The 14,942-nt window shown below is 65.3% G+C and carries 14 protein-coding genes; 9 read left to right on the top strand and 5 right to left on the bottom strand.

Annotation, left to right across the window (positions count from 1 at the left end; genetic code table 11):
* Positions 1-27: 27 nt before the first annotated feature.
* Together VF34_RS18180 and yaaA are read right to left on the bottom strand one after the other, a co-directional pair.
* Positions 28-1,239 carry a DUF2786 domain-containing protein gene (locus VF34_RS18180; RefSeq protein ID WP_045841841.1) on the bottom strand — a complete coding sequence of 404 codons (1,212 nt, stop codon included), beginning with the start codon at positions 1,237-1,239 and terminating at the stop codon, positions 28-30.
* Positions 1,236-1,979, bottom strand: a complete 744-nt coding sequence (gene yaaA, locus VF34_RS18175; RefSeq protein ID WP_045841840.1) for a peroxide stress protein YaaA — start codon at positions 1,977-1,979, stop codon at positions 1,236-1,238. The genes VF34_RS18180 and yaaA overlap by 4 nt, the downstream gene beginning before the upstream one ends.
* 70 nt (positions 1,980-2,049) lie before the next feature.
* Here yaaA and VF34_RS18170 point away from each other — a divergent pair, with 70 nt between their 5' ends.
* Positions 2,050-3,798 carry a proline--tRNA ligase gene (locus VF34_RS18170; protein ID WP_045841839.1) on the top strand — a complete coding sequence of 583 codons (1,749 nt, stop codon included), beginning with the start codon at positions 2,050-2,052 and terminating at the stop codon, positions 3,796-3,798.
* Between the two features lie 91 nt (positions 3,799-3,889).
* Entirely contained in the window at positions 3,890-5,611 is a 1,722-nt protein-coding gene (locus tag VF34_RS18165) for an acyl-CoA dehydrogenase family protein (protein ID WP_045841838.1), read from the top strand.
* A 3-nt stretch (positions 5,612-5,614) separates the two neighbouring features.
* Here the strand turns inward: VF34_RS18165 and VF34_RS18160 are convergent, their stop codons facing one another.
* On the bottom strand, positions 5,615-6,229 hold the full coding sequence (locus VF34_RS18160; protein WP_045841837.1) for a TetR/AcrR family transcriptional regulator: 615 nt from the start codon (positions 6,227-6,229) through the stop codon (positions 5,615-5,617).
* Between the two features lie 83 nt (positions 6,230-6,312).
* Between VF34_RS18160 and VF34_RS18155 the strand changes: the two genes are divergently transcribed.
* Positions 6,313-7,770 carry an MFS transporter gene (locus VF34_RS18155; RefSeq protein WP_045841836.1) on the top strand — a complete coding sequence of 486 codons (1,458 nt, stop codon included), beginning with the start codon at positions 6,313-6,315 and terminating at the stop codon, positions 7,768-7,770.
* Here VF34_RS18155 and VF34_RS18150 read toward each other — a convergent pair.
* The gene (locus VF34_RS18150; RefSeq protein WP_045841835.1) at positions 7,733-8,173 is read right to left on the bottom strand and encodes a ferritin-like domain-containing protein; all 441 of its coding nucleotides are present in this window, start codon (positions 8,171-8,173) and stop codon (positions 7,733-7,735) included. The two genes, VF34_RS18155 and VF34_RS18150, sit on opposite strands and share 38 nt — an antisense overlap.
* Complete coding sequence (locus tag VF34_RS18145; protein WP_045841834.1) at positions 8,170-8,679, bottom strand: hypothetical protein; 510 nt, start codon at positions 8,677-8,679, stop codon at positions 8,170-8,172. The genes VF34_RS18150 and VF34_RS18145 overlap by 4 nt, the downstream gene beginning before the upstream one ends.
* A gap of 185 nt (positions 8,680-8,864) precedes the next feature.
* Here VF34_RS18145 and rimP point away from each other — a divergent pair, with 185 nt between their 5' ends.
* The 6 genes from rimP to rbfA all read left to right on the top strand — a co-directional run bounded on the left by rimP (position 8,865) and on the right by rbfA (position 14,941).
* The gene (gene rimP / locus VF34_RS18140) at positions 8,865-9,440 is read left to right on the top strand and encodes a ribosome maturation factor RimP (RefSeq protein ID WP_032370966.1); all 576 of its coding nucleotides are present in this window, start codon (positions 8,865-8,867) and stop codon (positions 9,438-9,440) included.
* On the top strand, positions 9,437-10,444 hold the full coding sequence (gene nusA, locus VF34_RS18135; RefSeq protein ID WP_027496745.1) for a transcription termination factor NusA: 1,008 nt from the start codon (positions 9,437-9,439) through the stop codon (positions 10,442-10,444). The genes rimP and nusA overlap by 4 nt, the downstream gene beginning before the upstream one ends.
* Positions 10,445-10,540: 96 nt before the next feature.
* Positions 10,541-10,873, top strand: a complete 333-nt coding sequence (locus VF34_RS18130; RefSeq protein ID WP_052718691.1) for a YlxR family protein — start codon at positions 10,541-10,543, stop codon at positions 10,871-10,873.
* Between the two features lie 97 nt (positions 10,874-10,970).
* Positions 10,971-13,904, top strand: a complete 2,934-nt coding sequence (gene infB, locus VF34_RS18125) for a translation initiation factor IF-2 (protein WP_032366434.1) — start codon at positions 10,971-10,973, stop codon at positions 13,902-13,904.
* A 157-nt stretch (positions 13,905-14,061) separates the two neighbouring features.
* A complete protein-coding gene (locus tag VF34_RS18120) occupies positions 14,062-14,352 on the top strand; it encodes a DUF503 domain-containing protein (protein ID WP_027496748.1) in 291 nt (96 codons plus the stop codon).
* A 100-nt stretch (positions 14,353-14,452) separates the two neighbouring features.
* Positions 14,453-14,941: a 30S ribosome-binding factor RbfA gene (gene rbfA / locus VF34_RS18115; RefSeq protein WP_027496749.1), complete on the top strand. Its 489-nt coding sequence runs from the start codon at positions 14,453-14,455 to the stop codon at positions 14,939-14,941.
* Position 14,942 lies beyond the last annotated feature (1 nt).

Raw genomic sequence — 14,942 nt, 5'->3', positions numbered from 1 at the left:
ATCGGTCGACGAACCTCGTGGAATGTTTCAGCGGGACAGATCGGCTCGGTCGGCCGCGGCTCGTCCCGAATCCCATCCTTCGGCATCGAGGCGCGGGCCGCGCATCGGCTTGGCGGTGGGAAAGAGGCGGTCGAACTCCGCTTCCACGGCAACGGTCTGTGCCGCGAGAATCGGCAGCAGGTCGCCCGATTCCTGTCTCGCCTCGTCGAGGGCATACGCGTCGGCATCGGTGAGACGATCTCCGATGCGGATGGCGTAGGCGTAGAGGAACGCCTTGCCGAATGCGGCCGAGCCGGCCTTCTTTCGCTTCTTGGCTTCGGGCGAGTGGCCGAGAGCTCGGGTTGCCTGCACCAGCAACGAGGTGAAGACGAGCTCGGCCTGTTCCACGTCTACCGGCGCGCCCACGAGCGTCGCAACGGCGTACTCCGCGTCCCAGATCGTCTTGACCCGGTTGGCAGTACCGGCGACGTGCAAGAGCTGGGCTTTGGCGGGTGCGTGCGGACCGTCGATGTGCACCCGTCGACCGCGAACGTCGAGATGACCCTCGGCCAACAGCAGCGTGTCGATCGAGTACCGCGTCATCAACTCCTGCGCCTTGGCGGTCAGCGTCTCGGCTTCCTCCGCGAAATCGGTGGCATCGGCCTTGGCCAGCAGACCGCGAATCTTGGCCAGCATCTTGCTGTTCGGTGAATCCGCGCCGGTGGTCGTCGGCACCGACGAGCGTGTGCGGGGCCACTGCGAAGGCTTGGCACCCAGTTGCGGCCAACGGGGGAGGGTTTGCCACTGGCCGAGCAGCGTGAGCACATCGAGCCACTGATCACTGGCCGCGATGTAGTCGGACTTGCCGGACGCCACGAGGTACGCCGTGAGGAAGTCGGGAGTGGCGTCGACTCGGGCTGCCACCATCGGGAACTGTTCGCAGATCGCCGACATCTGATCGACCCAATCGTGCGGGGCGCGGGAGTCCGCTTCGATGAGATCGGCATGGTGCAGCAGTGCTGCGGCAGCGAGATTCGTCACCGCCACCGTGTGCTGACGCCGGACCACATGCATCAGATCCAGTGGTTGCCAGCCGTTCTCGTACAGCGTGCCGATCATGTTGGTCAGTGCCAGCGTGCCGAGTTCGTTCGCTTGCATCGAGACCAGACGGTCGGCGATGTCGTCGGCGATTCGTTGACTCTTGTTCTTGCCGACCGACGCCTCGGCTCCCTGTCTGAGCAGTTCCGGAACGGCGCTCATTCGGTGAGCACGATCAGTTCGGTGTCCGACGCCACTTCGACTCGAAGACCCGCCTTCGACGCTACGCGCGCAACAGCTTTCACATCTCTGGGCTCGGCCGTGGTCAGGGTCAGCGCGCGGGCGAGCAACCCCTTGTGATGTTTGTTGAAGTGGCTCACCACCGATCGGCTGCCGTCGGGCTTCTCGGTGAGCACCGTTGCCGTGATCGCACCGGGGATGGGCCCGAGCTGTTGATAGGTGCCGGACCGGAGGTCGACGACGATGCCCTCGTCCTCGGCGAGGATCGCGTCGGACAGTTCCGGCTTCCAATGTGATCGCAGTGTGCCGAAGCCGGGAATTGTCGATCCGCCGGAGAGCCGGTAGGCCGGAATCGGGTCGGACGCGCGGACGGCCCCGAACAGTGCCGACCCGATCCACAACCTCGCATCGGCACGGGCACGTCCGGCACGGGTGAAGGTAGACGCCCCCAGAGCGTCGTAGAGCACTCCGGTGTACCGGCGCAGGGCCGGAGTGGTGGGCGAGGTGAACAAACGAGCGTTGCGTTCGATCTCGTCCACCTGGGTCGGACCGAGACCGAGAGCGGTGATGGACGCGTCCAGGTCATCGGAGAGCCGAACCAGGGCGTCAGCAAGCGTTCGTCGGAGCGGAAGTAGGGACGGCAACGACAACCGGTCCAGATCGAGAGGTGCTCCGGAACCGCCGTCGGACTTCGTCTCGGAGGGAGGCAGCAGAATCAGCACGGGGGTCAAGGCTACTCACTTCGTGGCCGCCTATCCGCAGGCGCTGCACCACCGACTAGTCTGACAACCCGTGATCACCCGTCTTACGCAGCTGTTCCTTCGTACCCTTCGCGACGACCCGGCCGACGCCGAGGTCGACAGCCACAAGCTGTTGGTTCGCGCAGGCTACGTTCGTCGTATCGCGCCGGGCGTCTATTCGTGGCTGCCGCTGGGTCTCCGGGTGCTGCGACAGGTCGAACGCGTCGTGCGCGAGGAAATGAATGCCATCGGGGCGCAGGAAATTTCGCTGCCCGCCCTGCTGCCGCGTGAGCCGTACGAGACGACGAACCGGTGGACCGAATACGGGGACGCATTGTTCCGGTTGCAGGATCGCAAGGGCAACGACATGCTGCTCGGTCCGACCCACGAAGAGTTGTTCGCGTTGACGGTCAAGGCCGAATACAACTCCTACAAGGACCTGCCGGTCACGCTGTACCAAATTCAGACCAAGTATCGCGACGAAGAGCGTCCTCGCGCCGGCATTCTGCGTGGACGCGAGTTCGTCATGAAGGATTCCTACTCCTTCGACATGGACGAGGACGGACTGAAGCGGTCCTACGCCGCACACCGCGACGCTTACCAGCGCATCTTCGCCAGGCTCGGGGTCAGCTACGTCATCGTCGCCGCGACGTCCGGCGCGATGGGCGGAAGTGCGTCCGAGGAATTCCTGGCCGAGAGCGACATCGGCGAGGACACCTACGTTCGGTGCATCGAATCGGGATACGCGGCCAACGTCGAGGCCGTCACGACCCCGGCACCGGACCCCATCGCCATCGAGGGGCAGCCTGCCGCGGTCGACTACGAGACGGGCAACACTCCCACCATCGCGACGCTGGTCGAGTGGGCGAACGGCGCAGATCTGGGTCGTACCGTCACCGGTGCCGACACGCTCAAGAACATCCTGCTCAAGGTGCGGTCCGCCGGTGGCGAGTGGGAGCTGCTGGCCATCGGCCTGCCCGGTGACCGTGAGGTGGACGAGAAGCGCCTCGAAGCATCGCTCGAGCCTGCCGAATTCGCATTGCTGACCGACGCGGACTTTGCTGCTCACCCGTTCCTGATCAAGGGATACATCGGGCCACGTGCGCTGCAGGCCAACGGAGTTCGCTACCTCGTCGACCCCCGGGTGGTGAACGGAACATCGTGGATCACCGGTGCCGATGTGCAGGGCAAGCACGTGGTGAACCTCGTGGCCGGCCGCGACTTCGTTCCCGACGGCACCATCGAGGCCGCCGAGGTGCGTGACGGGGACATGTCACCCGACGGACAGGGGCCGCTGGTCAGCGCTCGCGGAATCGAGATCGGGCACATCTTCCAGTTGGGCTACAAGTACACCGATGCATTCTCGGTCGACGTACTCGGCGAGACCGGCAAGCCCGTGCGACTCGTACAGGGTTCCTACGGCGTCGGTGTCTCCCGTCTGGTGGCCGTCATCGCCGAGCAGATGCACGACGACAAGGGCCTTCGGTGGCCGTCGGAGGTAGCACCCGCCGACGTACATCTGGTGATCGCGAACAAGGACGAGGCCGCGCGCGCCGGCGCAGAATCCATTGCGACGCAACTCGATTCGCAGGGCATCGAGGTTCTCTTCGACGACCGCAAGGCCTCGCCCGGCGTGAAGTTCAAGGACTCCGAACTGATCGGTATTCCGCTCGTCGTCGTCCTCGGCCGCGGTTGGGCCGATGGCAAGGTCGAAATCCGGGACCGCTTCTCGGGTGAGAGCCGTGAACTCGACATCGATTCCGCGGTCGACGAGATCGTCGCCGCGGTGCGCACCACGTAACAGCCCGTCCCGATCTCTCCACGCTCGATCTCCCCACGCGCCGGTCTACTCGCTGGTAGCTTCGGGTCACACGACTAGGAGAGGTCACACCGTGGCTCAGTTTGCGCTGTTCGATCCGACAACTTTCGATCCCGCCGAGCTCGACGAGGAGTCTCGTCGTCAGCTCCGCGCACTGATCGATTGGTTCGAGGATCGCGGTAAGGCCAGGCTGCTCGCCGACGATCTCGAAGGAGTCTGGCCCGCCGACTTCCTCGAGTTCGTCGCAGCCCAGAAACTGTTCGCCACGTTCTCGACGCCGGCCGAATACGCGAACGGGTTGCCCAACGCTCGTTGGGACGCTGCCCGCAACGCTGCTCTGAGCGAAATTCTCGGGTTCTACGGCTTGGCCTACTGGTACACCTGGCAGGTCACGGTGCTCGGCCTCGGCCCGATCTGGATGAGCGACAACGACGACGCCAAGCGCCGCGCAGCGCGTGAGCTCGACCGCGGCGGCGTCATGGCATTCGGATTGTCCGAGCGCGCACACGGTGCCGACGTCTACTCCACCGACATGCTGTTGACGCCCTCCGTCGACGACGACCTCGAGTTCACCGCGTCGGGGGAGAAGTACTACATCGGTAACGGCAACGTGGCGGGGATGGTGTCGGTGTTCGGTAGACGCACCGACATCGACGGGCCGGAGTCGTACGTCTTCTTCGTCGCCGACAGTTCGCATCCCGCGTATCGGTTGCGTGAGAGCGTCGTTCACGGCCAGATGTACGTCAGTACCTTCTCGCTCGAGAATTATCCCGTTCGCCGCGAGGACATTCTGCATACCGGACCCGACGCGTTCTCGGCTGCACTGAACACCGTCAACGTCGGCAAGTTCAACCTCTGCACCGGCTCGATCGGCATCTGCGAGCACGCGTTCTACGAGGCGATCACACACGCCAACAATCGGATTCTGTATGGCAACCGTGTCACCGAATTCCCCCATGTGCGCAGTGCATTCGTCGATGCCTACTCGCGGCTGACCGCCATGAAGCTGTTCAGTGCGCGTGCGCTGGACTACTTCCGCGCTGCGGGTCCCGGCGACCGGCGCTACCTGTTGTTCAACCCCATGACCAAGGCCAAGGTGACGTCCGAGGGCGAGACGGTGGTCCGCTTGCTGCACGACGTCATTGCCGCCAAGGGGTACGAGAAGAACACCTACTTCCGTGAAGCCGCGCAACTGATCGGAACACTGCCGAAACTCGAGGGAACGGTGCATGTCAACGTCTCCCTGATGCTCAAGTTCATGCCGGCGTACATGTTCTCGCCCACCGATCAGGCGGAGGTCACCAGGTTCACCGACGCCGTCGACGACGGATTCTTCTTCGCCCAAGGCCCCGCTCGCGGCGCGAGTTCGGTTCGGTTCCACGATTGGAACCCGGTGTATCGCAAGCATTCCGGTGTTCCCAACGTGGGTCGTTTCTACGAGCAGGCCCAGGCGTTCGCGTCGTTCCTCGCCGAGTGCGCCCCCGACGAGTCGCAGCAACAGGACCTCGACTTCCTGCTCGTGGTGGGGCATCTGTTCTCACTCGTCGTCTACGGCCACCTGATCCTCGAACAGGCCGACGAGATCTCCACCGACATGCTGGACCAGATCTTCGACTTCCAGATCAGGGACTTCTCCGGCTACGCCGTCGCGCTGTACGGAAAGCCGTCGTCGACCGATGCGCAGCAGAAATGGGCGCTGGACGCCGTACGCAAGCCGGTGGTGGACGCAGCACGATTCGAGACGGTCTGGAACGACGTCGTCACGTACGACGGTCGGTACGAGATGCGTCCCTAGGCGTCACAGCTGTCCGGAATCGGCTGGGACGAGCTTGGTTCCGAACGCGCACATCGTCATCTCGTGCAGTCCGTCGCTGTCCTCCGGATGCTCCGGTGCCTGCATCGACAACAAGACGTTGAGCAGCATTCCGTGCGCGATGAACTGCCGAGCCTGATCTTCCGAACACCCGGTACCGCTGCGGATCTGGTTGTAGATCGCGCCCATTCCTTCTCGTGCCTGGCGGCCGATCTCGGGTACCGACCCTGCACCGAACCCGTGCATCATGACCATCAAGAGGTCGCGATCGGCCACCAGATCGGCGTAGGCACCGCCCAGGTCGGCCCAGGTCTCGTCGTCCGTCGGGTCCAGAGGCCCCGAAGCGAGCACTGCGTCGAATGCCGTCATGATGCCGTCGATGGAGCGTTGGAAGACCAGCCGAAACAATTCGACTTTGGTTCCGAACATCCGAACCACATACGGCTGCGAGACGCCCGCTTCCTTGGCCACCGCATCGGTGCTCGTCCCGGCAAAGCCCCCGCGTGCGAACGCTCGTGTCGCGGCGTCGAGGACGAGTTCTCGACGGTCGGCCGCGTCCATTCGGGTTGCTCGGGGCTTGGGCGTGGGAGTGTCGGACATATTGACAGGTTATCAGTCGATAACTTACGGTCGCATCATAAGTAATCATTCGATGCTTACAAACTCGAGACGGGACGTTCGCCATGACCGCTACAGCCTCTCCGCCTGCAGTGCACCCCGCCGCTCGGTCTATTCCGGTGTGGCTGGGAATCGTCGCCGCATCCCTGCCCATGTTCATGGCGACCCTCGACAATCTGGTGATGACCAGCGCGCTGCCGGTGGTTCAGCAGGATCTGAATGCGTCGGTCGGACAGCTGCAGTGGTTCCTCAACGCCTACACACTGAGCTTCGCGACATTCATGCTCACTGCAGCGACCTTGGGCGATCGCTGGGGCAGGCGCGCGGTCTTCCTCGGCGGGATAGCGCTGTTCACCGCGGCCTCCGTGGCCAGCGCGCTCGCCACGAGTCCGGCAATGCTCATCGCCGCGCGGGCGATACAGGGCCTCGGTGCCGCGGCGATCATGCCGCTGTCGCTGACTCTGCTCGCAGCTGTCGTTCCGATTGCCAAGCGCGCCATGGCAATCGGAATCTGGGGCGGTGTCTCGGGCCTCGGTGTCGCACTCGGGCCTGTCGTCGGTGGTGCGGTCGTCGACGGTATTTCCTGGCAAGCGATCTTCTGGATCAACGTCCCGGTGGCGCTCGTCGCGGTACCGCTGGCGTACATCGCCCTGACCGAGTCGACCGGGCGCAGGCAACCTCTCGATCTGCTGGGTGTGGTGCTCGCGGGCGGCGGGGTGTTCTTGCTGGTGTGGGCGGTGGTCCACGGCAACGACGACGGATGGGGATCGACCACCGTGCTCGCGAGCTTCGTCGGCTCTGCGGTGCTTCTCCTCGCGTTCGTCTCCCGAGCATGGCGAACCCCGTTCTCGGTACTGCCGTTGACGCTCTTCCGATCACGCAGTTTCACGCTGGCGAACATCGTCGGAATCACGTTCTCGCTCGGCATGTTCGGGGCCGTGTTCCTGCTTGCTCAGTACCTGCAGATAGTGATGCACTACAGCCCGTTCGAGGCGGGCCTTCGCACATTGCCCTGGACCGCCGCGCCTATGGTGGTCGCACCCATTGCGGGTCTCGTGGCCGATCGAGTCGGCTTGCGCGGCTTGTTGGTGACCGGACTGGCGTTGCAGTCGCTGTCACTGGTGTGGATGGCACTGATCCTCGGACCCGACACCGCCTACCTGTCGATGGTGCCCGCGCTGCTGATGGCCGGAGTCGGCATGGGGTTGACCTTCGCGCCCTCGGCGACCGCAGTGTTGCGAGACATGGACGACGACGATCACGCCACGGCGAGTAGTGCGAACTCCACTGTGCGGGAAGTGGGAATTGCGCTCGGAATCGCCGTCCTGACGGCGGTGTTCATCGGAAACGGAGGATCACTCACCCCCGCTGGATACACCGACGCGTTGGCACCCGCTCTACTCGTAGGCGCAGGGGCGGTGGCGATCGGATTGGTTGCGGCACTGTTCATGCCGGGTCGTTCCGCCGGTCCGGCGGACGACGTGGTCACGGCTGACCGGGAAAAGCCGTCGACGACGGGATGACACCCAGGATCTGCTGCCATGTGGCCAGTCTGACCGCGGCCTCGGTCAGTGCCTGGACGCCCATCTCGCGAGTGCCGCCGGATCGACTGCGCTCGACGGCCGAGCGCCACGCCACACTCGTGTCGATCTCTGCCTGAACAGCGAGCTGCACAGCCGAGATCGCATCGGTCACCGGAAACGGCGACGCGTATGCCGGATCGGGCAGGGGCGCTGTGACGCTGGCCGCGCGGAGTGCGTCGATGGTCGAGTCTCGACGCGCTCGGTGTGCCGCGGTGCACGCGGCCACCATGTCTGCTCGGGTCGGGTTGGAGAACGCCGCGACGATCCCGTACGCGAAGACGGCTGCGTACTCGGCGACGAGTGCATCGACGAGCCCCTGTTGTTCGGGTCCGAGATCGCTCATGCGAGTACCACCTGAGCGAACACCGTGCACGAGGCACTGATCGACCCGAGAAGGCCGGCGCGATAACCGCTTTCGTCGCGGGCGGCGGTCGCCGCACTGCGTGCCGAGGCGGTCAGCGCATCGCGCACCGCGCCGAGATCGGGTGGCGGCGCGGACTGGGCCGCGCTCGTGGTCGTCGTGGCAGTCGTCGACGAGGTGTCGGTGGTCGCTCCGGTAGCCCGGGCGATCTCGGTCTCGAGTGCATCCGCATGTTCGGTCCGCTGGGCCGCGACCACGCCGAGAGCTCCTGCGTAATCGGGAGCGACCGTTGCCGCCGAAGACGCAGCCGCGGCGTCGGAGCGAGCGGAGCGCAACTGTGCCGTCAGAGAATCGAGTGCGGGACCGGAGATTTCCTCCGCGCCGCAAGCCGTGACGGTCGACGCCGTGGCCGCTGTGAGTACGGCGGCACCGGCGAGCCGGAACAACCCACGTCTGTTCAACGAGAGAGGGGCGGTCGGCGTGGGCACCCCGATATCGTGCCAGACCCTCGACCGTGTCGGACCCTCGAGGCGACACGCGCCGTGCCCGTGTGTCGCCTCGGCCGTGCGTGGTCGCGAGCACCACCTGCGGGGCGGTAGTCTGTTGGTTCACCAAACGCGGTCCGGCGCACCTGTGCCGCATTGCCGACAACTACACACGAGGAGTTCGCGACATGCCTGTTCCGTCCCAGGAAAGGGTTGTCGAACTGCTCGGCGACCTGGTTCGAGATCGGGGCTACGACCTCGAGGACGTGAACGTGGTCGCTGCCGGTAAGCACAGTGCCGTGCGCATCATGGTCGACCGTGAAGACGGCGTCGACCTCGACGCGCTGCCGGAGTTGAGCCGGGTGATCTCCGATGTGTTCGACGGCGTGACCGATTTCGGCGAAGCGCCGTACACCCTCGAGGTCACCACTCCCGGAATCGATCGCCCGTTGACACAACCACGGCATTGGCGTCGCGCGCGTGGACGCAAGGTGCGGATCGAACTCGCCGACGGCAAGGTCGAGGGCCGCGTCGGACTTCTCGACGGTGACTCGGTTGCCCTCGTGATCAAGGACAAGGGAGTTCTCTCGACACGATCGATCGCGCTGGCCGATGTTGTGAAAGCTGTTGTGCAGGTAGAATTTTCGCGGCCGACCGCAGAAGAGATGGATCTGGCGGGCGGCGTGGTGGGCGGTAGGCCGTCACCCGCGAACACCGACGAAATCGTGAATGTGGAAGCACCGGAAGAAGGGTCGGACAAGTGAATATCGATATTGCAGCTCTGCGCGCCATCGAGGCGGACAAGGGCGTTCCGATCGAGATGGTGATCTCGACGATCCAGACCGCGCTGTTGACCGCCTACCGGCACACCGAGGGGCACCAGTCCAACGCGCGAATCGACGTCGATCGCAAGACCGGTTCCGTCCGGGTGATGGCCAAGGAGTTCGACGCCGAGGGCAATCTGATCTCCGAGTGGGACGACACGCCGGAAGGCTTCGGCCGGATCGCTGCCACCACCGCTCGTCAGGTGATTCTGCAGCGTTTGCGCGATGCGGAGCACGAGCGCTCCTTCGGGGAGTACTCGACCCACGAGGGTGAAATCGTCAACGGCGTCATTCAGCGCGATACGCGCGCCAACGCCAAGGGCACCGTCATCGTCCGGATCGGCAGCGAGGCGAACGGGGCCGACGGCCTGCTTCCGCCCGCCGAGCAGGTTCCGGGGGAGACGTACGAGCACGGTGAGCGCATCAAGTGCTACGTCGTCGGAGTCGCGCGGGGCAACCGCGGCCCGCAGATCACGCTCTCGCGCACACACCCCAATCTGGTGCGCAAGTTGTTCGCGCTCGAGGTGCCCGAGATCGCCGACGGTTCGGTCGACATCGTGGCGGTAGCGCGTGAATCGGGGCACCGCTCGAAGATCGCGGTCGCGTCGACGGTCTCGGGCCTGAACGCCAAGGGCGCATGTATCGGGCCGATGGGGCAGCGCGTGCGGAATGTGATGAGCGAACTGGCCGGCGAGAAGATCGACATCATCGACTTCGACGAGGACCCGGCGACGTTCGTCGGGAATGCACTGTCGCCGTCGAAGGTTGTGTCTGTGACCGTGGTGGACGCAGCCGCTCGCGCGGCGCGAGTGGTGGTCCCGGAGTACCAGTTGTCGCTGGCGATCGGCAAGGAAGGGCAGAACGCTCGACTTGCCGCTCGATTGACCGGTTGGCGTATCGACATCCGCAGTGACGCGGCGGCACCCGAGACGACCAGCGCCTAGGGCCGGAATGCGGAGATCGAGGCAATACAGCGGTAGAGTGGTCGATGGTTCGGTAACGACCTCTCCGCTCGGAGACGTGAACGCGAGAATCCGGTTGTGACAAGCCGGCCGATTCGTACATGTGTCGGGTGCAGGGAGCGAGTGCCGGCCGCCGATCTGTTGAGGATCGTGGTTCGAGAAGCTGGTTCGTACGAATTCGCTCTCGTCCCCGACATCCGGCATTCGATGTCCGGTCGTGGTGCTTGGTTGCACTACAACCGAGAATGCCTGCACAATGCGGAACGTCGCCGAGTCTTCGGCCGCGCGTTTCGGATATCGGGAAATGTGGAATCGTCCGCAGTATCGTTCGTGCTCGACGAGCACGAACGGCTGCACGGCGAGAACACGACAAGAGCAACACCCGTCGACAAGAACAGGCAACAGCACTGATGAGCACACCGTGAAGCACCAACGATGAACGTCCATCGGAGATAACCCGAGGTCGTGCGGGCACCAAGCCTCGCTCGGCCTCTCAGTGAGGAGAGCAGTGGCAGGCAAGGCCCGCGTGCACGAGTTGGCAAAAGAACTCGGTGTCACCAGTAAGGAACTACTCGCACGGCTCAAAGAGCAAGGCGAGTTCGTCAAGTCCGCATCATCCACAGTCGAAGCCCCCGTGGCTCGTCGACTTCGTGAATCCTTCCCGTCCGCAAACGCGGACGCGCCGGCGTCCGGTGCAGCAGCACCCAACGGTCGCGCAGCAGCAGATCGTGCGTCGGATTCCGCCGCGAAGCCCGGCGCAGCAAAGCCGAGTGGACCTCGTCCCGGACCCAAGCCGGCATCCCGCCCGGCCGAGCCCGAGGCCCCCGCTGCACAGGCACCCGCAGCGCAAGCTCCGGCAGCGCAGTCGCCCGCTGAGGTAGCTCCCGCTGCCCCGTCGGCACCGGCCGCTGCGCCCACGCCGGCACCGGCTGCGCCCACCCCTCGTCCGGCAGCACCCGCTGCTCCGGTCGAGCAGGCACCTGCCGCGTCGGCCGAGGCAACAGCGTCGGCTCCGGCCGCCCCCAAGCCCGCTGGTCCTGGCCCCAAGCCCGGCCCGAAGGCTCCGCGCGTCGGAAACAATCCGTACTCGTCGGCTCCGGTCGAACGACCGGCCCCGCGACCCGCTCCCGGTGCCGGTGCTCCGCGCCCCGGCGGCGGACGACCGGCTCCCGGACAGGGCGGACCCCGTCCGGCCGCACCGGCAGGCGGCGCTCGTCCGGCTCCCGGACAGGGCGGCCCCCGTCCCGCACCGGGTCAGGCCGGACCTCGGCCCAGCCCGGGCTCCATGCCTCCCCGCCCCAATCCGGGTGCGATGCCGACTCGTTCGGCACGTCCCGGCCCCGCAGCAGGACGTCCCGGTCGCCCCGGCGGCGCACCGGGTGGACGTCCGGGCGGCGGCGGTGGCGGTGGCTACCGCGGCGGTGGCGCTCCCGGCGCGCCCGGTGGTGCACCGGCAGGCGGCGCTCCCGCAGGTGGCTTCCGTGGCCGTCCCGGCGGCGGTGGCCGTCCCGGTCAGCGTGGCGCAGCCGCAGGTGCGTTCGGTCGGCCCGGCGGAGCAGTCCGCCGCGGTCGCAAGTCGAAGCGGGCGAAACGCGCCGAGTACGAGAGCATGCAGGCTCCCGCAGTCGGCGGCGTCAGGCTGCCCCGCGGCAACGGCGAGACCATTCGTCTCGCCCGCGGAGCATCGCTGTCGGACTTCGCAGACAAGATCGACGCCAACCCCGCTGCACTCGTGCAGGCACTGTTCAACCTCGGTGAGATGGTCACCGCGACGCAGTCGGTCAACGACGAGACGCTGGAGCTTCTCGGCGGCGAGATGAACTACGTCGTGCAGGTCGTCAGTCCCGAGGACGAGGATCGCGAACTGCTCGATTCGTTCGACCTCACCTACGGCGAAGATGCCGGCGGCGAGGAAGATCTCGAGCAGCGTCCCCCGGTGGTCACCGTCATGGGCCACGTCGATCACGGTAAGACTCGACTGCTCGACTCGATTCGTAACACCACGGTGCGCGAAGGCGAGGCCGGCGGCATCACGCAGCACATCGGTGCGTACCAGGTGTTGACCGAGCTCGAAGGCAACGAGCGTCTCGTGACCTTCATCGACACCCCCGGTCACGAGGCCTTCACGGCCATGCGTGCTCGTGGTGCCAAGGCCACCGACCTTGCGATCCTCGTGGTCGCGGCCGACGACGGTGTCATGCCGCAGACGGTCGAAGCCATCAACCACGCCCAGGCGGCCGACGTGCCGATCGTGGTCGCGGTCAACAAGATCGACAAGGAAGGCGCGAACCCGGACAAGATCCGGCAGCAGCTGACCGAATACGGTCTGGTCGCCGAGGAATACGGCGGCGAGACGATGTTCGTCGACATCTCCGCCAAGCAGGGCACCAACATCGATGCCCTCCTCGAAGCGGTGCTGCTGACGGCCGATGCGTCACTCGATCTGCGTGCCAACCCGGACATGGATGCCCAGGGTGTCGCCATCGAGGCACACCTCGACCGCGGTCGCGGTCCGGTGGCCACCGTGCTCATCGCCCGCGGAACGCTGCGCGTCGGTGACTCGATCGTCGCCGGCGATGCCTACGGCCGCGTGCGTCGCATGGTCGACGAGCACGGCGAGGACGTCACCGAAGCGATGCCGTCCCGGCCCGTTCAGGTCATCGGCTTCACGTCGGTGCCCGGTGCAGGCGACAACCTTCTGGTCGTCGACGAGGACCGGATCGCCCGTCAGATCGCCGATCGCCGTAATGCCCGTAAGCGCAATGCTCTGGCGGCCAAGAGTCGCAAGCGCATCAGCCTCGACGATCTCGATGCAGCTCTGAAGGAGACTTCGCAGCTCAACCTGATCCTCAAGGGTGACAACTCGGGAACCGTCGAGGCGCTCGAAGAGGCCTTGCTCGGTATCCAGATCGACGACGAAGTCGAGTTGCGCGTCATCGACCGCGGTGTCGGTGGCGTCACGGAAACCAACGTCAACCTGGCGTCGGCATCCAACGCGATCATCATCGGCTTCAACGTGCGGGCCGAGGGCAAGGCAACCGAACTCGCCAACCGCGAGGGCGTCGACATTCGGTACTACTCGGTGATCTACCAGGCCATCGACGAGATCGAGAAGGCCCTCAAGGGCATGCTCAAGCCGATCTACGAAGAGGTCGCTCTGGGCCAGGCCGAGATCCGCGCGCTGTTCCGTTCCTCGAAGGTCGGAAACATCGCCGGTTGCCTCGTCACCTCCGGTACGATCCGTCGCAACGCCAAGGCGCGCCTGCTCCGCGACAATGCGGTCGTGGCCGAGACCGTGACGATCTCCTCGCTTCGCCGCGAGAAGGACGACGCAGTCGAGGTTCGTGAGGGATACGAGTGTGGTTTGACGGTGACGTACTCCGACATCAAGGTGGGCGATGTCATCGAGGCGTACGAGCTCCGTGAAAAGCCGCGCGACTAGAACAGGTCCGGAGCTGAACAGCTCCGTTCCCGGTCGCGTCGGCTCGGTGGTGAAGCCAGGGGAGTGACACTGCACTCCGGGGACGAGCCGGTGGTGGTACGACATATGTACCGCCACCGGCTTTGTCGTCGGAGCTGATCGAAGGGGCGACGTCAGCGTGTATCTGGGTGCTTTGGAGTTGGACGTGTTGTTGGGGGACGTGCGTTCGCTCGCCGAGAAACGGTCGATGGTGGAACCGGTTCTCGGCGATCTGCAGAGGCTGGGAGTGTCTGCCGCCGAAACCGGTGAGCGAGAACGTATTCGGCGTTCGATGTTGGGCGTGGCAGCGGCGGGCACGAACGTCGACCTGTTGCACGACAAGCTCGACGAGTGCGAGCGGCACGTCGCCGAGCGTCAGGATCTGGAACTGTTGGCAGTACGCCGAAGAATTTTCGGCCCCGAGGATTAGATCGGGGAGTTCGTCGAACGTGTTCGGCGAATGTTGGAGCGTAATCGCCTAGACGTCGCACTGTCGTGACGTCCGGCCATGAAAGAGGAGTGTGATTGTCGTGGTGGATCAGGCCAGGGCTCGTAAGTTGTCCAAGCGAATCGCCGCTATCGTTGCGACGGCGATCGACCACGAGATCAAAGATCCACGGTTGGCGTTCGTGACCATCACCGACACGAAGGTGACGGCCGACCTGCACGACGCCACGGTGTACTACACCGTGATGGGCGAGGATCTCGATACCCCGCCCGATCTGCAGGGAGCTGCGGCGGGTCTGGAGAAGGCCAAGGGCGTTCTCCGCTCGAAGGTCGGAGCCGGTACCGGTGTGCGGTTCACTCCGACGCTGACGTTCGTGACGGATACCGTCCCCGACACCGCCCGGCACATGGAAGAGCTGCTCGAACGCGCTCGCGCAGCCGACGAGGAGCTGGCTCGCGCCCGGGCGAACGCGAAGCCCGCCGGAGACCCGGACCCGTACAAGGCTCCCCGCGAGGAGTCCCCCGCGGATCGCGGCGATGCAGAAGCCGTCGAGCCAGCCGAAGCCGACTGAG

This window comes from Rhodococcus sp. PML026, assembly GCF_000963615.1.
GTDB lineage: Bacteria > Actinomycetota > Actinomycetes > Mycobacteriales > Mycobacteriaceae > Rhodococcoides > Rhodococcoides fascians.
Note: the sequence above shows the minus strand (reverse complement) of the source record. Positions and strands in the feature narration are given on the sequence as shown.

Bases quoted from the DNA above. Each gene is read 5' to 3' on its own strand.
- VF34_RS18155 (WP_045841836.1), top strand. From the start codon at position 6,313: ATGACCGCTACAGCCTCTCCGCCTGCAGTGCACCCCGCCGCTCGGTCT.
- VF34_RS18150 (WP_045841835.1), bottom strand. From the start codon at position 8,173: ATGAGCGATCTCGGACCCGAACAACAGGGGCTCGTCGATGCACTCGTC.
- VF34_RS18180 (WP_045841841.1), bottom strand. From the start codon at position 1,239: ATGAGCGCCGTTCCGGAACTGCTCAGACAGGGAGCCGAGGCGTCGGTC.
- rimP (WP_032370966.1), top strand. From the start codon at position 8,865: ATGCCTGTTCCGTCCCAGGAAAGGGTTGTCGAACTGCTCGGCGACCTG.
- VF34_RS18160 (WP_045841837.1), bottom strand. From the start codon at position 6,229: ATGTCCGACACTCCCACGCCCAAGCCCCGAGCAACCCGAATGGACGCG.